The sequence below is a fragment of the Nocardiopsis exhalans genome, assembly GCF_024134545.1.
Lineage (GTDB): Bacteria > Actinomycetota > Actinomycetes > Streptosporangiales > Streptosporangiaceae > Nocardiopsis > Nocardiopsis exhalans.
Genome location: NZ_CP099837.1, coordinates 6,660,228 through 6,678,916 on the forward strand (window position 1 = coordinate 6,660,228; position 18,689 = coordinate 6,678,916).

At 71.2% G+C, this 18,689-nt stretch carries 11 protein-coding genes; 1 reads left to right on the forward strand and 10 read right to left on the reverse strand.

All coding sequences use genetic code 11. The features are described from left to right. Positions 1–134: 134 nt before the first annotated feature. The 9 genes from NE857_RS29530 to NE857_RS29570 all read right to left on the reverse strand — a co-directional run bounded on the left by NE857_RS29530 (position 135) and on the right by NE857_RS29570 (position 14,676). Positions 135–2,612: a DUF8508 domain-containing protein gene (locus tag NE857_RS29530; RefSeq protein ID WP_254418579.1), complete on the reverse strand. Its 2,478-nt coding sequence runs from the start codon at positions 2,610–2,612 to the stop codon at positions 135–137. A gap of 246 nt (positions 2,613–2,858) precedes the next feature. After that, the gene (locus NE857_RS29535) at positions 2,859–4,835 is read right to left on the reverse strand and encodes an elongation factor G (protein WP_254418580.1); all 1,977 of its coding nucleotides are present in this window, start codon (positions 4,833–4,835) and stop codon (positions 2,859–2,861) included. A 178-nt stretch (positions 4,836–5,013) separates the two neighbouring features. Continuing rightward, a complete protein-coding gene (locus tag NE857_RS29540) occupies positions 5,014–7,608 on the reverse strand; it encodes a polynucleotide kinase-phosphatase (protein WP_254418581.1) in 2,595 nt (864 codons plus the stop codon). Then, on the reverse strand, positions 7,605–9,143 hold the full coding sequence (locus tag NE857_RS29545) for a 3' terminal RNA ribose 2'-O-methyltransferase Hen1 (protein ID WP_254418582.1): 1,539 nt from the start codon (positions 9,141–9,143) through the stop codon (positions 7,605–7,607). The genes NE857_RS29540 and NE857_RS29545 overlap by 4 nt, the downstream gene beginning before the upstream one ends. Before the next feature lie 23 nt (positions 9,144–9,166). Continuing rightward, on the reverse strand, positions 9,167–9,646 hold the full coding sequence (locus NE857_RS29550; protein ID WP_254418583.1) for a potassium channel family protein: 480 nt from the start codon (positions 9,644–9,646) through the stop codon (positions 9,167–9,169). A gap of 48 nt (positions 9,647–9,694) precedes the next feature. Then, entirely contained in the window at positions 9,695–10,720 is a 1,026-nt protein-coding gene (locus NE857_RS29555) for a hypothetical protein (protein WP_254418584.1), read from the reverse strand. A 92-nt stretch (positions 10,721–10,812) separates the two neighbouring features. Next, positions 10,813–13,026, reverse strand: coding sequence for a TRAP transporter permease (locus tag NE857_RS29560; protein ID WP_254418585.1), 2,214 nt, complete (start codon positions 13,024–13,026; stop codon positions 10,813–10,815). Positions 13,027–13,073: 47 nt separating this feature from the next. After that, a complete protein-coding gene (locus NE857_RS29565) occupies positions 13,074–13,583 on the reverse strand; it encodes a DUF1850 domain-containing protein (protein WP_344011268.1) in 510 nt (169 codons plus the stop codon). 49 nt (positions 13,584–13,632) lie between these two features. Beyond that, positions 13,633–14,676, reverse strand: a complete 1,044-nt coding sequence (locus NE857_RS29570) for a TAXI family TRAP transporter solute-binding subunit (protein WP_254418587.1) — start codon at positions 14,674–14,676, stop codon at positions 13,633–13,635. 218 nt (positions 14,677–14,894) lie between these two features. Here NE857_RS29570 and NE857_RS29575 point away from each other — a divergent pair, with 218 nt between their 5' ends. Beyond that, complete coding sequence (locus NE857_RS29575) at positions 14,895–15,926, forward strand: TAXI family TRAP transporter solute-binding subunit (RefSeq protein ID WP_254418588.1); 1,032 nt, start codon at positions 14,895–14,897, stop codon at positions 15,924–15,926. A 112-nt stretch (positions 15,927–16,038) separates the two neighbouring features. Here NE857_RS29575 and NE857_RS29580 read toward each other — a convergent pair whose 3' ends face one another. After that, positions 16,039–18,633 carry an MMPL family transporter gene (locus NE857_RS29580; RefSeq protein ID WP_254418589.1) on the reverse strand — a complete coding sequence of 865 codons (2,595 nt, stop codon included), beginning with the start codon at positions 18,631–18,633 and terminating at the stop codon, positions 16,039–16,041. Between the last annotated feature and the right edge of the window lie 56 nt (positions 18,634–18,689).

The window sequence follows — 18,689 nt, forward strand, 5'->3', positions numbered from 1 at the left end:
TCCCAGGATATGGGCCGTGGCGGCCCGCGACGAGTGAACCGTGCGACGTGTCGGGGCGCGGCCGGTACGGGCGAACGGGGCGGGCACCGGATTCGGTGCCCGCCCCGTTCGCCCATCGGGTGGTGCGTCCGTTGCTAACCGCGGCCCGGGGAGGTGCTGCGGCGGGTGTCGATCCGCAGGACCTGGGGGTCGTGGTCGCTGACCTGGTCGTGGAACTCGGAGTTGATCCGCACGATCTCGTAGTCGACCCGTCCGGCCAGTACGCCGTTGACCAGGATGTGGTCGAGCGCCTGGGAGTTGCCGTCGAAGACGTAGTTGTAGCGCTGGCTCGGCTCCAGCAGGTCCGTCATCGGGTTGGTGAGGGCACCGTCGCCGGTGAGGATGTCCAGGGTCGTCGAGAACTGGAAGTCGTTCAGGTCGCCCATCACCACCAGGTTGGCGTCGGGGTCGACGGCGAGGAGCTCGTCGGCGAACTCGCGGACCAGGGTGGCCTGCTGGTGGCGCTGGGTCTCGGTGACCCGGTTCGGCGGCTGGTTGACGCCGTGCAGGGCCTGGTCGCCGCCCTTGGCGTTGAAGTGGTTGGTGACCACGTACACGTCGCGGTTGAGGGCTCGGAAGTGGCCGACCAGCGGCTTGCGGCTGGAGTTCCAGGCCGAGTCCTCGGGGGCGATGCGGCCCGGGGAGACGGACAGTTCGGCCCCGCGCTCACCCTCGACGACCTCGACGGGGGTGGTGGCGTCGCCGCCCTCGACGTCCACGAACTGGACGCGGGCCGGGTTGAAGAGGAAGGCGTTGCGGATGTTGCCGCCGGGCTGACCGCCGTCCTGCTTGTCCTCGGGGCTGATCTGGCGCCACTCGTAGGCGGGGCCGCCCGCGGCGGCGACGGCCTCGACCAGCCGGTCCAGGGTCACGTCGGCGTCCACGGTCCCGTCGTCGACGGGGCCGTTGTTGTCCTGGATCTCCTCCAGGCCGACGATGTCCGGCGCGCCGAGGTAGTCGGCGATGCCCTCGGCCAGGGCGTCGAACTTGGCCTGGCTGTCCGTACCGCCGAGGTTCTCGACGTTGTAGGTGGCCACGCTGATCTCGTGCCGGGCGGTGGCGCGGACCGGGACGCGCTCCAGGTCGCCGGGGACGTGCTCGCCCAGGGCGGTGGCGCGGACCAGGTAGCCGCCGAACTGGCTGTAGTAGACCGGGCCCTCGGTGACCCCGGCGAGGGTGTCGCCGACGTTGGCCTCCGGGAACGGGCGCACGTTCCGGTCCAGCAGCGACTCGATCTTCACCCGTCCGCTGTTGGGGTCGTCGTAGGAGCCGTAGCGCACGCCGCCGTTGGCGGTGCGGTTCTGGTCGGGCTTGGTGGTCACCCACAGGGCGTCGTAGCCGTCGGTGGGGGCGATGACCGGGGCGTCCTCCACCCGGACGAGCATGTGCTCGTGGGCGGCCCAGAAGTCCAGGGCGAACTTGTCCGGCTGGAGCTCCAGCTCGCTGATGTCGCCGCCGTGGTCCGGGGCGTAGGCCTCGGGGAGGGTGTCGGCCTCCAGCAGGACCGCCTCGGGCAGGTCGTTGCCCCGGCTGAGGGTGGTCCACCGGGCCCGGTCGAGCTGGGTGATGGTCTGGGCACCGGCCCGGGGCCGGTACTCGCTGACCCGTCCGGCGGCCAGGATCTCGTCGCCGACCGCGACGTCCGGGGTGGTGGAGCCGGTGAAGACGAAGAGCGCCTCGCTGGTGCGCGGGTCGCCGTCGCCCTCGGTGTCCTGGAACCAGAAGCCCCGGGCGCTGCCGAAGGCGTTGACCGCAGTGACCACGCCGGGCAGGCCGGAGACCTGTTCGCCCACGTGGGGTGAGGTGTGGCCGGTCCCCTGGATGTCGTGGATGCGCAGGTCACCGGGTTCGACCGGATCCTCGGGGTCGCCACCGCCGGGGCCCCCGACCGTCTCGCCCGCGCTGTTGGTGGGAGTGGGCTCACCGGTGGAGAAGTCGGTGGAGTTGTTCCCGGTGTCGGTGAACGCGGCGTCGCGGGAGGTCGAGGTGGTGTTGGAGGTACCGGCGGTGGGTGACCCGGCGAAGACCGCGGCGTTGCCGTAGCCGACGACGTCGATGATCGACTCGTCCTCGGCGCAGGTCGGGGCGGTGCGGCACCCGACCGGGTCGGTGCCCTCCACCAGGAACACGATCCCGGCGGTGGCCGACATGTTCGTGTTCCCGGCGTCGTCCGGTTCGGGCAGCTCGGTGGTGCCGCCCGCGCCCGCCGCCTGGCGGATCAGGTAGTGCTCGCCGGCGGGGACGCTGCCGCTGAGCGGTGTCACCTGGACCCGGGTGGACGCACCCGGCTGTGCGGGCAGGTACTGCACGCTCCACCCGGACAGGTCGACGTCGGCGCCGGTGGGGTTGCCCAGCTCGACGAAGTCGTGCCGCAGCTCCGCCCCGCTGTTGCCGCCACCGCCGTAGACCTCGCTGATCACGGGGTGTTCGGCCGCGGCCAGGGCGGGCACCGGCGCGATGAGGCTCGCGCCCAGGGCCACCGCCGCGACCGCCGAGGCCGAGGCGAGCGAGCGCCGCGGCGGGGCCGGGTCGGCCGGAGTGGGGGATGTGGGTCTGGACGGTGTTGGGGGCACGCCTGCTCCGTTTTCTCCGGGTTTGATCGGGGTTCTCAGAGGGTGCTGATGCGGCCACATCATGACGGCCACGGGTGTCCACATGAAGGAGGGGACGTGAAAAGAAGACGACCCGGTGTCCGATTGTTGTGATCCCACGACAACCGTGGGTCCGGACTTCGGTGTGATCCTCCAAAGCCCGGACCGTTGGCGCGGCCGACGGGAGCCACTGGTCCAGTCCGGTCTATCCCGCCGCCCCGAACTCGCCTACCCGCTGATTCCGGCGCGGCCCGCGTTGCCCAGATGGACCAGGTACGAGGCCAAGTTCAGCGGGTTGCCGTCTGTGCGGGCCCGGCGGGGCGTGCTTCCCCGCACCGGGTGGTCCCCGGCCGGTCGGGTCCACCACACCCCCTCACCCCGGGTGAGCCCCGGCAGCCGGGCCAGGAAGGCGTCAACTCCGCGGACGGGGATGTCACCGGTGATCCGCCATCCCTCGGCGGTCCGGTCCGTGTCGGCCACCCGCGCCCCGCACCCGTGCAGGTGGGAGACGGCCGCGCCCAGCACGTCCTCTGGGACGTCGGCCTCGAACGCGTGCACGGGTTCGTGCACGCGGGTTCCGGCGGCGTCGAGTGCGCGCATCAGCACGACGGGGGTGAGCAGCCGGAAGAGCGTGACGGGCACCGGCGGGACGTAACCGCTGTGTACGAGGGTCACGACGCAGTCGGTCACCGGCCATCCGTACAGCCCCTGTCCGAGGGAGTCGCGCACGGTCTCCTCCACGGCGCGGTCCTGGGCCGCGAGCAGCGCGCCGAGCTCCGTCTCACGGCGGAACACCACACCGCTGCCCTCCTCCCCCGGTTCCACCCGCAGCCCGACCGCGATCGGCCCGGCGAGTTCACGCTCGAAGTCGATCTCCTCGACCGCCGTGCCGGTGCCGGTCGGGTGTTCGGTGTGCACCACGCTGCTGGGTTCGAAGACCGCCTCGACCCCGAACTCGGTGGCCAGGGTGTCCGCGACGACCTCCTTTTGCACCTCGCCGTGGAGCAGTACCGAAAGGCCCTCCCCCGGCACGGTGCGCAGCCGGATCAGCGGGTCCTGGTCCGAGAGCGCGCTCAGCGCGGCGTGCAGCCGGTGCTCGCCGCCCTCGTCGGCCGGGCGCACGATCGATTCCAGGGCCGGGCGGACCAGGCTCACCGGGGCGGCCGACGCCCCGAGCCGGTCCCCGACCCGCAGTCCGGGCAGGCCGCGGATCCGCCCGATCCCACCTGCGGTCAGCGCACGTCCGCGCTCGCCTTCGGCTCCGACCACCTCCAGGTGGGTGACGCGCCCCTGATGGGGGTCGCCGTCCTCGGGGTCGGCCCGCGCGAACAGAACCCGGTCCCGCGCACGCAGGACCCCCGAGTGCAGCCGCAGGTACCCGGTCTTCTCCCCGGACGCCGAACGCTCGATCGCGAACACCGTCCCGCACGCTTCCTCTGATCCCCTCTCCTCCGTGGCGGTCAGCAGCTCGGTGAGGGCTGCCGACAGCTCGGGGACGCCGACGCCCGTCATCGCCGAACCGGAGAGCACGGGGTACAGCAGACCGCGGCCGACCTGATCGCGGACACGGCCGCGGAGAGCAGCGCCCAGCGGCGGCGGCCGGTCGTCGACCAGCGCGGCCAGGAGCGCGTCGTCCTCCTCGGCCAGCAGCTCGCACGCCCGGGCGGCCAGGTCGGGAGCGTCCCAGGTGAACGGCAGGACCCGCGCCCCTGGGGTGCCCGGGTCTCGCACGGTGTCCAGGGCGAGGGCACGCCCTGTGAGGCGGCGGCGGATCTGGGCGAAGACACGCTCGGGGTCGGCGCCGCCCCGATCGACCTTGTTGACGAACAGCAGCACCGGCAGGCGCATCTCACTCAGTACGCGCATGAGCAGGCGGGTGTGGGCCTGGACGCCCTCCACTGCGGAGAGCACCAGGACGGCCCCGTCGAGCACCGAAAGGGCGCGCTCGACCTCGGCGACGAAGTCGCCGTGTCCCGGAGTGTCGATCAGGTTGACCCGGGTGTCGCCGATCCGGAAGGGCGCGACAGCGGTGCGCACGGTGATGCCGCGTTCGCGTTCGATCCGGCCGGTGTCGGTCCGGGTGTCGCCGGAGTCGACGCTGCCGAGCCGGTCGATGGCACCGGCGTCGTGGAGCAGACGCTCGGTGAGGCTGGTCTTACCCGCGTCGACGTGCGCGAGGATCCCGATGTTGATTGTGGTGGTCAAATGCGGTTCCCAGGAGGGTCTCGATCCGGAAGGTGGTCTGAGAACTTCCGTGAGAACGCCGCATGCCGTTGACCTCTCTGACGTCGGTAGTGGTCAGGATGATGATGCAGACCGGGGGCGGGCCGAGCAAGGGATTTTTCCCGCGCGGCCCGCCCCCGTGTCACGCTCAGGCCAGCGGCTACAGCCTGGGGTCGACCGGTTCGGTCTCCAGGGCCAGGACCGCGAAGACCGGCTCGTGCACACGCCACAGCGGCTCGCCCGCCGCCTGCCGGGTCAGGGCCTCCAACCCGAGCTTGTGCTCGCGCATGGCCAGTCCGTTCTTGCGGCCGAGCTTGCGGTCCTTGAGCACCGCGATCCGCTCCGGGTCGGTGTAGTCCGCCCCGTAGATGATCCGCAGGTACTCCGGGCCGCGGACCTTCAGCCCCGGCTGGGCCAGGCCCTTGCGGGCCTTGGCGCGCATCCCGAGCAGCGGCTTGACCACCATGCCCTCACCGCCCTGGTCGACCATCTCCCGCCACCAGGCGGACGCGGCCGCGCAGGCGCCGGGGTCGGTGGTGTCCACGACCCGGTATCGGGTGGCCTGGACGATCCCGCCGGTCTGGGCGAGCTGTTCGGCCACGCCCATGTGCCAGAGGTGGTCGGCCTCGCCGTACTCGCGGCCTTCGGAGGCCAACAGCGCGAACGGGGCGTAGCGCAGCCCGTCGGCGCCCTCGGTATCCCAGGTGTAGCGGCGGTAGACCCGGCTGAACGCCTCCGTCTGCTCGGTGCGCCGGGCGATGGTGCCGGCCAGTGCGCCGACGTCGATCCCCCGTTCGGCCGCCGCGGCCAGGGCGGCCGAGGCGGCGGGCAGCGAGGCGCGGGCGGCGGCGCCCACGGACGCGTACTGCTCCCGGATCAGCGATCCCGCCTTGGCCGACCAGGGCAGCAGCTCGCCGTCCAGGGCCACCCAGTCCGTGCCGAGCTTGTCCCACAGTCCGGCGTCGGTGACGGCCTGGCGCAGCCTGCTGACCACCTCGGCCTGGACCTGCGGGTCCTTGAAGAAGGCCCGCCCGGTGCGGGTGTAGGCGGTGCCGAGTTCGCCCGGGACGAAGCGGCGTTCGGCGGCGGCCTCGTCGCGGCAGAGCACGGCGACCGCCCGCGAGCCCATGTGCTTCTCCTCGCAGATCACCTGCCCGATGCCGGAGGCCCGGTAGGAGGCGAAGGCCTCGTCGGGGTGTTCCAGCAGTTCCGGGTCGGCGGCGGTCGGCGCGGGGGCCATGGTCGGCGGCAGGTAGACCAGCCACCGGGGGTCCACCGAGAAGCGGCTCATCACCTCCAGGGCGGCCATGGTGCTCTCGGTGTTGGCGCGCACGGTGCCGTACCGGGTCTCGACGAACATCCCGGCAATGTGGTCGCCCATGCCGACGTCGTTGATGTCGATGGCCTGGCCGGTACCCCGGTCGTCGGCCTCCGGCGGGTTCTCCACCAGGGGCCGCGCGGGCTCGTACCAGGTGCGCTCGGCGTCCACGTCCACGATCTCCCGCTCGGGGTAGCGCAGTGCGGTGAGCTTGCCGCCGAACACGCAGCCGGTGTCCAGGCAGATGGTGCGGTTGAGCCACTCGGCCTTGTTGGTGGGCACGTGCCCGTAGACCACCATGGCCCTGCCCCGGTAGTCGCGGGCCCAGGGCAGCCGGACGGGCAGGCCGAACTCGTCGGTCTCTCCGGTGGTCTCGCCGTACAGGGCGAAGGAGCGGACCCGCCCGGAGGCGCGCCCGTGGTACTCCTCCTTGAGCCCGGCGTGCGCCACGACCAGGTTGCCGCCGTCCAGCATCAGGTGGCTGACCAGGCCGTCACAGAACTCCAGGACCTCCTTGCGGAACTCCTCGGTCTCACGGCCCAGCTGCTCCACGGTCTCGGCGAGGCCGTGGGTGAGCGTGGCCTTGCCGCTCTTGAGGTAGCGGACCAGCTTGTTCTCGTGGTTTCCGGGCACGCAGAGGGCGTCGCCGTCGGCGACCATGCCCATGACCAGGCGCAGCACGCCAGGGCTGTCGGGGCCCCGGTCCACGAGGTCGCCGACGAACACCGCCGTGCGGCCCTCGGGGTGCCGGGCGCCGGTCGGGCGGCCCTGGTCGTCGCGGCGCAGTTCGTAGCCGAGCTCCCCCAGCAGGGACTCCAGCTCGGAGCGGCAGCCGTGGATGTCGCCGACGATGTCGAAGGGGCCGGTGAGCTCGGTACGGTCCGGCCAGGGGCGCTCCAGCTCGATGCGGACGTCGTCGATCTCCTCCTGCCCCTTGAGGACGAACATCTTGCGGATGCCCTCGCGGGTCATCCGCTTGATGCCGTCCTTGAGGTCGCGGCGCTGGCGGCGGATGACGTGGTCGCCGAAGTCGCGGTCGGTGCGGTCGCGGTTGCGCTCGCGGGCCACCGACTCGGGCACGTCCAGCACGATCGCGGTGGTCAGGACGTTGTTGTCCTTGGCGATGCGGATCAGCTGCTCGCGGGCCTTGCGCTGGACGTTGGTGGCGTCCACGACGGTGAGCAGTCCGCGCCGCAGCCGGATGTCCAGGATGGTGTTCAGCAGCGCGAAGGCGTCGGAGGTGGCGCTCTGGTCGTTCTCGTCGTCGCTGACCACGCCCCGGCAGAAATCGGAGCCGATCACCTGGGTGGGCTTGAAGTGCTTGGCGGCGAAGGTGGACTTGCCGGAACCGGAGACCCCGACCAGCAGGACGAGCCCCATCCGGGGCACGCCGAGCACGCGGGGCTCGCGGGTCGCCTCGTCGTTCGGCTCGGTCATGTGGTGAAGACTCCCATCTGGGTCGGGGCCCCGGTCTCGGGGTGCTCCGGCCCGACCGGCAGGTAGCGGACGGTGTAGCCGTGTTCGGCGGCGACCCGGTCGGCCCAGGCGGCGAACTCGGCGCGGGTCCACTCGAAGCGGTGGTCGGCGTGCCGGAACGCACCCTCGGCCAGCCCTTCGTAGTGGCGGTTGTACTCGATGTTGGGTGTGGTGACCACGACGACCCGGGGCGCGGCGTCGCCGAAGACCACGTTCTCCATGGCGGACAGCCGGGAGGGGTCCAGGTGCTCGACGACCTCCATGAGCACCGCCGCGTCGTGGCCGTGGAAGCGCCGGTCCCGGTAGACCACGGAGCCGAGCAACAGCTCGGGCCGGGGCCTGTGGGCAGCCTGGCCACCACGGCCTGTGGTGTGGTCGGCGAACAGCGGCCGGTGGCGCCTGCCGCCGTCCGGGTGGCAGCCCTTACAGAGCTTGCGGTGGGCGACCTCCAGGCTGGCCAGGTGGACGTCCACCCCGGTGATCCGCTCCAGGGTGCGGTCGCGGACCAGCCGCTCCAGCAGTTTCCCGCCGTCGCAGCCCAGGTCGATGACGCTGGTGGCCCGCTCGGCCGCCAGAACCGCCATGATCGCGCCCGCGCGCTGCTCGGCCAGCGAGGGTTCGCGCTCCTCCACGGCAGGGTCGCTGGGGACCGCGGCGGTTCCGTTCGTGCCCCCGGCCCCGGCGGAGTCTCCGTCCCCGGTTTCGACGCGGTCCTCGGACTCGGCCAGGCGGGCCAGCGCGGTGCGCGCGTACCGCTCCCGGCGGGCGAGGTAGCGCCGGGTGATCCACCCACGCTCGGGGTGCCCGGCCAGCCAGCCCGCGCCCTCCCCCTCCTGGTTCTCGATCCCGTCGACCGGTGCGCCGCCCGCGCGGAGCAGCTTGTCGATCTCGGTGGAGTCCACCCAGTAGTGCTTGTGGCCGCCCTCCATCGCGGGCAACAGCACGTACAGGTGGCTGAGCGCCTCGGACAACCGCAGGGTGCCGGTCAGGGTGAGCGAAAGGTAGTGCGAGTCGCCCCATCCGGGCAGCCCGGGGTCGAGCGGGACCGGCTCGGCCTCGACGGCCCAGCCCAGCGGTTCGAAGAGTTCCCGGGCCTTCTCGGGACCGGGGCGGCAGGGCACCGCGGGCAGGTGCAGGACCAGCGGGATGGGGGTGCGGGCCAGTTCGGGGCGGAGCTCGCTCGCACCCCGGATCGCGGTCCGCAGCACCCTGCCCAGCGCCACCGTGAAAAGCGAGGAGGAGGCGTAGGGGCGGTCGTTCACGTACTGCGCGAGGGCGAAGTCGGGGGTGCTGACCGACGTCCGCGACCGCAGCAGCGCCTGCGGGTCCACGTCGAGCAGGAGCGCCGCCGTGCAGCGTTCCTCGGTGGCCTCGGGGTAGAAGACATGCGCCGTCCCGAAGGACTGCTCGAAGCTCTGCGCCTTGTCGGGGTGCTTGTGCAGCAGGTGTCCGAGGTCCGTCGCCGGCTTGGCCGTGGTGGTGATCGTCAGTAGCACCCGTGCATTGTGTCGGACACCGATCAGCGGGGACCAGTGTTTTTGCGCTCTTCACGGAGCACGAGCGCGAGAACTCCGAAGGAGAGGAGCGCGGCGACCAGGTGGATCCCGGAAAATCCGACGACCTCAAGCAGGAGCAGGTCCATCCCCCAACTGTTTCGGGCCGTGAAGGCCAGACCCGAGATCAGCCACAGCATCAGTAGGAAGACGGGGAAGCCGAGCAGGGTGGAGCTCAGTACCGGCCCCACCCCGAGCCACCGGGCGAACACGCCGAACAGGAGCGGGACCAGCAGGACGTGCCCGACGAATCCCACCAGCATGAGGATGGTGTTGCCGATCTCCTCCCCCGGCCCCTGGACCGTCAACGAGGCGTTGCTCAGGGCGAACCACTGGACAAGGCCCGTGATCGTGGCGGCCACTGCGACGGCCCCCAACACGCGGGGCAGTCGCTGGACGCGGGTGAGGGTACGGGGTTCGTCTTCGAAGCGGGAGGAGTAGCTCATGTTCCCCAGTCTCGGCCAACGCCGCCCGCCGCACATGAGTAGGCCTACTCAGCCGCCCTGTTCGGCGTCGCGCGGGTCCACGCCCAGTTCGGCCATGGCCAGGGCGGCCTCGGTCCGCGCCGACCCGAAGAACGACCACGGGACGTCGCAGACGTAGCGGCCGACCATCCCCAGGTGCCAGCGGGCCAGGTCCTGCTCCCCCGCCCGGTGGAAGGCCCAGCCGAACAGGTGGTGGGCCTGCACCGCGCGCACGTGCGGGGCGGCCGCCGACGCCCACCCCTGGGCGAGCTCGAACAGCTCGCGTACGGCCTCACCGTGCAGGCGGCCCAGGGCCATCGAGGTGATGTAGGCGCTGTTGCCCTCGCTGACCAGTCGGCGCTGCTCTCCGCGCAGGTACTCGGCGTGCGCCAGGGCGAGCACGGCCGGTAGCGGGCTGCCCTCGGGTGCGGTGTCGGCCGCGGCCCCGGCGGCGGCGAACATCTCCTCCGCCGAACCGCCGCGGCTGGGGGCCAGCGCGCGCACCCGGGTCATGTGCGCCGGGAAGAGGTGCGGCGCCCGCGCGCTCGCCTCGGTCCAGGCGCGTTCGCGCTCCTCTCGGTCGCCGAGCCCCATCGCCACCGTCTGGAGGGCGGACCAGGGCGCGGCGTCCTCGGGGTTGGCCCGGGCCGCCTCCTCCAGCGGGACCCGCGCCTCGTGCAGGGCGGCCTCGAAGGCCTTGCGGTCGGCCTGGCCGGTACCGGTACCGCCGGAGGGCAGGGCCATCGCCCGGGCCAGCAGAGTGTGGCCCAGCCACAGCATCGTGTCAACGGGGTCCACACCCTCCTCGACAAGAGCGGCGACCTCGTCGGGGCGGTCCACGGCGGCCCGCCCCAGCGCCTCGGCCCGGTAGGCGCGGGCCTCCGGGTCCTCCCTGGTCTCGACGAGCAGGGTCGCACCCGCCTCGACGTCGCCCTCGCGTACCGCCTCGCATCCTGCGCGCAGCAGGGGGTCCGTGCCATAGGCCGCCGACACCAGCACCGCCTCCAGGTCGGCACCGCGCAGGGTCCGCCCGGGGTTCCATCCGAATCGCCACATGTCAGTCAGGCTAGGGCACTCAACAATGAAGGCGGGGTGCGGCGGCACTCGGCCACCGCACCCCTCACGCCTGAGCGCAGGAGCTCAGGAGCCTACTCGTGGGCGACCTGCGGCTGCGGCTGGCCGACCGGGGCGACCAGGCCCCTGGCCCGGTCACGGCGGTGGTTGACCACCTGGAGGGTGATGAGCACCGTGCACGCCACCGTTCCGGCGATGACGAACCAGTCCGAGGGGACGTGCACGGACAGCAGCGCCTGGGTCCAGCCGGTCCACTCGGGGGCGATCAGGATCAGGGCCGCGGACACGCCCAGGGCGATGCGCTCGCCCAGCAGGGTGCGGCGCAGGAAGAAGCCCTCGATCGCCATCGCCCCCGCTGCCAGGGCCAGCGAGCCCGTGACGATGGCTGTCACCAGGTTCAGGACCGGCCCGTCCAGCTCCATCAGCGCCGAGTAGGCCATCAGGAGCGGGATCAGGTAGAGGCCCTTGGCGAACTTCCACGCGGACACGCCCGAGCGCATCGGACTGGAGTTGGCGATACCGGCCGCGGCGAAGGCGGCCAGGGCCACCGGCGGGGTGACGTTGGAGTCCTGGCTGAGCCAGTACACGATCATGTGCGCCACGATCAGCGCCAGCCCGAGCTGCTCCAGCGCCGGACCTGCCAGGATGACCAGCACGACGTAGGACGCGGTCACCGGCAGGCCGACACCCAGGATGAGGGAGGCCAGCGCGACCATCACCAGGGTCATGAGGAGGTTCCCGGCGAAGGCGTTGACCAGCACGTCGGAGAAGACCAGGCCCAGGCCGGTGAGGCCGACCATGCCGACGATGATGCCCGCGGCGGCGCACGCCACGGACACCGGCAGCGTGCTGCGGGCGGCCATCACGAACACCTCCAGGAAGTCCTGGAAGCTCAGGCGGCTGCCGGCCCTCAGCATGGCCACGACCAGCAGGGCGCCGCAGGCGGCCAGGCCGGCCTGGCTGGGCGACACGTAGTTCAGCAGCAGCACGATCAGCAGGACCAGCGGGGCCAGGAAGTGCCAGCCCGCCCGCATCACGACGGCGAGGGCGGGCACCTCGTCCCGGCCCATGCCGCCGATGTTGTGTTTGCGGGCCAGGATGTCCACGAACAGGAACATCAGCGCGAAGTACATCAGTGCGGGGATGATCGCGACCTTGACGATGTCCGCGTAGGGGATGTTCAGGCGCTCGGCCATCAGGAACGCGCCCGCGCCCATGATGGGCGGCAGCACCTGACCACCGGTGGAGGCGGCCGCCTCCACCCCGGCGGCGTCGTGCTTCTTGTAGCCGACCTTCTTCATCAGCGGGATGGTGAAGGGCCCGCTGGTGACCACGTTGGCGATGGCGCTGCCGGAGATCGAACCCATCAGGGCGCTGCCCAGTACCGCGCCCTTGGCGGGGCCGCCGACCATCCTGCCAGTGAAGACGTAGGCCAGTCCCACGAAGAAGTTGCCGCCGCCGGTCTTGGACAGCAGTGAGCCGAACAGGATGAACACGAACACGAACGTCACGACCACGCCGAGGGTGAGCCCGAAGATGCCGTCGTTGTTCAGGAAGGTGTAGGTGGCGATGCGCTCGCGGGTGTACCCGGAGTGGCCGAACTGGCCGGAGATGTAGGGCCCGTAGTAGGCGTAGAGCAGGAAGGAGCTCACCAGGACGGCCATGACCATCCCGACCGCGCGGCGGGTGGCTTCCAGCAGGACCAGGATGGCGACCAGGCTGATGATGTAGTCGGTCTCGGTGTAGGCCCCCACCCGGCGGGCCAGGTCCGCCTGGAAGACGAGCACGTAGAGGCTGGTCAGCAGGGCGGCGGAGAAGGCGGTCAGGTCGAGCGCGTGCCCGATGCCCCGGACGGCCCGGCCCGCGGACTCCAGCCTCTGTTCCCGGGTGTCGGAGCGGACGAACAGCCCGAGGACGGAGGCGATCAGCCGGGTGAGGAGCCCGCCCGGTGTGAAGGGCCGCATCACGATGAAGACCAGCAGCAGCACCAGCATGAGGTGGATGATGCGCTGTTGGCGGGCGTCCAGTCCGGAGCGCAGGGCGATGTAGAGCTGGAAGAGGGTCAGGGCCACGCCCAGGAAGAGGATGAGCCCGCCCATGACGAGCCCGGTGCGGCCCTCGCCCCAGCGTTCGGCGGCGATCCTGCGCCACAGCGGCGGGGCGTCCCGGCCGAGCCCGTCGATGTCGGGCAGAGCATCAGCGGAGGTGCCGGTCTTGCGGCCGCCCTTGCCGAACCCGACCTCGGGGTTCTCCGCGGGCCTCTCGTCTGAGGTCTTCTCAGCGGTCATGGTTCTTCCTCGGGTTCGGATGGGGCGGACCGTCGGTCTGACACGGGTCAGCCCGGGGAGGGTTCGTCGCAGTGCGGCTGCGGGTCACCGGCCAGCAGCAGGCGGAGCGTGGAGATCCGGACGGGTTCGACGACCACTCGGCGGGAGGTCAGGCACGGTGAGAGCCGGACCTCGGTGTCGGGGGTACGCAGGCGGTGGTCGACCGCGGCCGTGCCCACCCGGATCGCGACCTCCGGACCGATCGGGCGGTTCATGTCCTCGATGACCCACCACTCGCCGTCGGCACGGCCGGTCCCCTCACCGGGGATGTGGCCCATGCCCGCGCCGAACTGGCGCAGCCGGGTGGAGTCGACGACCAGCTCACCGTCGCGGACCTCGAGGTTCTCCTCGATCGGCAGGTGGTCGATGGAGTGGACGTAGGAGAGGGTGAACTGTTCGCCCTCGGCCAGGGACAGGTGGCCCAGGCGCTCGTCGTCCACGCTCAGCCGGAGCGCCGGCCACAGGGGCAGCAGCGCTCCGGCGACGAGGACAGCGGCGAGGACGGCGACCAGGGCCATACCCGCCCGTCTCCTGACCGCGGTGGACGGATCCATCGGGGTACGCGCCCTACTCGTCGGCGCTCTCGGGGAGCCGGTCAGCCGGGATGTCCACGCCCTGCTCCTCGTAGAAGCGGACGGCGCCCGGGTGGACCGGGACCGGGCTGTTCTCGATGGTCTCCGGGACCAGGTACTCCTCACCCGGGGCGTACACGCCGACGACCTCGTCGATGTGCTCGAACATGGCCTTGGTGATCTCGTAGGCCTGCTCCTCGTTGAAGCTGCCCGGCACGACCAGGGCGTTCCACACGGCGATGGTGGCCACGTCGTCGTCGACACCCGGGTAGGTGCCGCCCGGGATGACGTGCTCGGTGTAGCCGCCGTAGCCGCTGACGACCGCGTCGCGCTCGTCGTCGCACATCTCGACGAGCGCGATGTCCTCGGTGGTACCGAGCTCGGTGATGCCCGAGTGGCCCTCGCCGACGACCCACGAACCGGCGTCGAGCTGGTTGTTGGTCAGGGCGTTGGCGGTCTCGGCGTAGCCCAGCTGCTGGATCTCCAGGTCGCTGGAGGCGATCTCCAGCGACTCGAAGACCTGGTTGGTGGTGGCCTCGTTGCCGCTGCCGATGTCACCGACGGAGTAGCGGTGGCCCACCACGTCCGAGAAGCACTCGAAGCCGTTGGACTCGGCGATGCCGGCCAGGGTCACGGCGTGGAAGACGTTCGGGTACAGCACCGCGAGCGAGTAGGTCTCGACCGGGGAGCCCTCGAAGTCGGCGGTTCCGGTGAAGCCCTGGTCGGCGGCGTCGCCCTGGACGATCCCCAGGTGGCCGTCGCCCGCACCGAGCAGGCGGATGTTCTCCACGGAGGCGCCGGTGGCCTCGACCGAGGCGGTCTGGCCCTCGAGGTTGTCGCCGATGATGCCGCGCAGGGCACCGCCGATCGGGTAGTAGACACCGGTGGTGCCACCGGTGACGATGCTGAGGTTGTTCTGGACCGGGCCCTCGCCGAGGCCGATCTCCTCAGCCGCCTGTTCGGCGGGCTGTTCCCCGCAGGCGGCCAGCAGCAGGACGCTGGCGGAGACGGCGGCCAGGGGCAACAGTGTGCGGCGCATGGTCGTGGGGGTCCTCTCGGGTGCCTCAGAGTCAGGGACGCAGGGGTCAGCGGTATCCGCTGGTCAGATCCCTGGATTCGGGGTTCCGACAGCGTTCCGACACCTACGGATGTGAGCAACGTAACTGTCATCCACCGGAAACCCGTAGCCCCCGGGGAGGTATTTGAGGCTCTCCTGAGGTTCACCTGAGGTTTCCACCTCGTTGCTATTGTTCGACCATGACGTGGACCGTCCCTCAACGTCTCTGGTCCCTGGCCCGATCCCTGACCGCCGGCTCCCTCGCCGTCGCGGCGCTCACGTGGGCCTACCCCCCGCCCTCGGAGCCTCTGCGGCTGTCCATCGGTACCGGTGGCGCGGGCGGGGTCTACCACGTCTACGGAACCGGGCTGGCGGAGGTGACCGGGGCCCGGCCGGACACCGAGATCACCGCGCTGACCACCGCCGCCAGCGTGGAGAACAACCTGTTGGTGGCCGACGGGTCGATGGACGTCGCCTTCACCCTCGCCGATGTGGCCGCCCTGGCGGTGAGTGGTGAGGAACCCTTCGACAGCCCGCTGCCGATCTCGGCCGTGGCCCGCCTCTACGACAACCACACCCACGTGGTGGTGCGGGCGGACTCGCCCTACCAGAGCGTCTCCGACCTGGCCGGTGGCACGGTCTCGGTGGGCGCGATGGGGTCGGGCACCGAGATGATGGCCGACCGCCTCCTGGACCAGGCCGGTCTCGAACCGGTCGCCGAGGGCCAGGGCCCCGCGTCGCACCCCGCGGGGGTGACCCGACTCCAGCTGTCCATCGGCAGCTCGGCCCTGGCTCTGGAGAACGGGCGGATCGACGCGTTCTTCTGGTCCGGCGGCCTGCCGACCCACGCGGTCGGTGACCTGGCCGAACGGTTGCCGATCCGGTTGCTGGACCTGTCCGACCACGTCCCGGGGTTGGTCGAGGAATACGGGGAGTACTTCTCCGAGCTCCCGGTCCCGGCCGGGACCTACGAGGAAGTCCCGGCGGTGCGCACGATCGGGGTGCCGAGTCTGCTGGTGGTCAACAGCCGGATGCCCGAGGAACGCGTCGAGGCGTTCACCCGGCTGCTCTTCGAGTCACAGGCCGAGCTGGTCGAGATCCACCCGGTGGCGCTGCACCTGCATCCTCGTTCCGCGATCGCCACGCTGCCGGTCCCCCTCCATCCGGGCGCGGCCCGCTACTACCAGTCGGTCAAGTACGCGAACGACCGACCGCCGTCCGGACACGACTGAGCCCGGCGGGGCGCTCCCGGAGATGCTCCGGCAAACGGCCCCACCGGGCCCTTGGTACTGCTCAGTACCTGATCAGTGAGTCAGTGAGTCAGCGGTTCACCGAGTGAGCGGGTCAGCGCTGACCGCTGGTGACGTCGGGCTCCGGCACGGAACCGGGCACCGTGCCAGCGGAGCCTTCGGCCCCGGCGCTCCGGCCGGAGTCAGCGGCTCCGGTGTGGGCGCGTTCCAGCTTCGCTCCCTCGACGTCGATGTCGGGCAGGATCCGGTCCAGCCACGCGGGCAGCCACCAGGCGGCGTCCCCTGCCAGGTGCATCACGGCGGGCACGAGCAGCATGCGCACCACGAACGCGTCGAGCAGGACACCGAAGGCGAGCGCGAAACCGATCGAGCTGATCATCGTCATCTCGGAGAAGATGAACCCGCCGAACACCGAGATCATGATGATCGCGGCGGCGGTGACCACCGAACGCCCGGCCCGGAAGCCCTGCGCCACGGCGAGCCGGGCGGGGGCGCCGTGCACGTAGGCCTCGCGCATGCCGGTGCCGATGAAGAGCATGTAGTCCATGGCCAGGCCGAACAGGATGCCGACCACGATCGTGGGCAGGAAGCTCAGTACCGGGCCCGGGTCGCCCAGTCCGAGGAGACCGCCGAACCAGCCCCACTGGTAGACGGCGACCACACCGCCGAGGGCGGCGAAGTAGGACAGGATGAACCCGAGCGTGGCCACGACCGGGACGAAGATCGACCGGAACACCAGCAGCAGGATGACCAGGGCCAGACCCACGACCACCGTCAGGTAGACCGGCAGGGCGCTGGCGATCTGTTCGGAGATGTCGATGTTGCCGCTGGCCATACCGGCGACGCCGAGCGGGGGCTCGCCCTGGACCGGCTCCATGGCGCGCAGGGTGTGCACGAGTTCCTCGGTGGACTCGCTGGAGGGCCCTTCGACCGGCTTGACCTGGAAGATGGCCAGGGTTCCGTCGTCGGAGACACCGATGGGCGCGATAGCGTCGACGTCATCGAGGGCGTGGACGGCGTCGGCGACCTCGTACTGGTACTGCTCGGCGTTGTCCTGGGCCGACTCGTCGTCGGGGCCGCCGGGGATGTCGGCGGTGACCAGCAGGGGGCCGTTCTGGCCTTCACCGAAGTGGTCGGTGATGGCGGTGTAGGCGGCGTACTGGGTGGAGTCCACCGGCTGCGAGGAACCGTCCGGCAGGCCCTGGCGCAGGTCGAGGGCGGGCAGGGCGATGACGCCGAGGACGATGACGGCGACGGCGGCCCGCAGGAGCGCCCGGCCGTTGCCCATCGGCTGGGGCTCGTCCTGCTTCTGCGACTTCGCGGGCGCCCGCTTCCGGGGCATGCGACCGCTGGCGGCGGCCTTGGCCTTGGCCTTGGCGGTCTTGTCCGGGAGGTCGGTCGGGTCGGCGTCGATTCGGGCGCGTTCGCGCTTGGACAGGATGCGCGGCCCCACCAGGGCCAGCAGCGCCGGGATGAGGGTGACCGCGATGAGCACGGCCACGGCGATGGCCAACGCTCCTACGGTGCCCATGAGGCCGAGGAAGCCGATGCCGGTCAGGTTCAGGCCCAGCAGTGCGATGAGCACGGTGGCGCCCGCGAACACCACGGCGTTTCCGGCCGTTCCGTTGGCCAGGCCCACGGACTCGTCGAGGCCGACGCCCTCCTTGAGCTGGCGGCGGTGCCGGTTGACGATGAACAGGGCGTAGTCGATGCCCACGGCCAGGCCGAGCATGAGGCCCAGGATCGGGGTGATGTCGGCGATCGCGAGGACCCCGGACAGGGACATGGTGATCAGGGTCGCGATACCCACGCCGACGAGGGCGGTGAGGATCGGTAGTCCGGCGCCGACGAGGGTGCCGAGCATGACCAGCAGGACGATGCCCGCGACGATCACACCGATCACCTCGGCCTTGCTGACCAGGCTGGGCAGCTCCATGGCGATGTCGTCGGCGAAGTCGACGGTGGTGCCGGGCACCGGGTTGTCCGCGAAGACGGAGATGACGGAGTCCTTGGTCTCCTGGGAGACCTCCTCCTGGGCCTCGGTGAAGGCGATCATCACCAGGGCGGTGGTCTCGTCCTCGGAGACCGTGCCGATCCCGGCGGCCATCTCCAGCATGGCCTCGCCCTGTGCGAGCTGCTCCTCCTCGGGCTCCAGGGCCTCCAGCCCCGCGTCGATCTCGGCCTGCTGGCCGTCGAAGCCCTCCTCGAGCTGGTCGAGCATCCCTGCGGCCTCGGCCTGGGCGCGGCCCTCGTCCAGCTGTTCCTGGCCGTCCTCGATCTCGGCGCGGGCGCTGTCGATCTGTTCGCGGCCGTCCTCGAGGAGCTCGGCCTGTTCGGCGCGCTCCGCCTCGGTGGCGAACGGGTCGACGGCCTCCTCGACCCCGTTGACCCCGGCGGCCTCCTCGACGAGCTCGGCGATGTCCGCGCGCTGCTCGTCGGTGAAGGCGGAGCCGTCCTCGGTCCGCAGGACGATGGTGCCCGCGCCGCCGCCCATGCCGTCGAACTCGGCCTTGAGGCGCTGGTTCACCTCGTCGGTGGCGGTGCCGGGGATGGAGAAGCCGTCCTCCAGCTCTCCGGAGAAGAGGAAGAAGGCTCCGGCTGACGCCACAAGCAGGGCCAGCCAGATCGCGATGACGGTGCGGGCGCGCCGTGCGCAGGCACGCCCGAGTCTGTAGAGAAGTTCAGCCATGGTTCTTCCGCAGGAGAGATGGGTGTGGTGAGCGGACCGGCTGGGTCGGCGCCCCT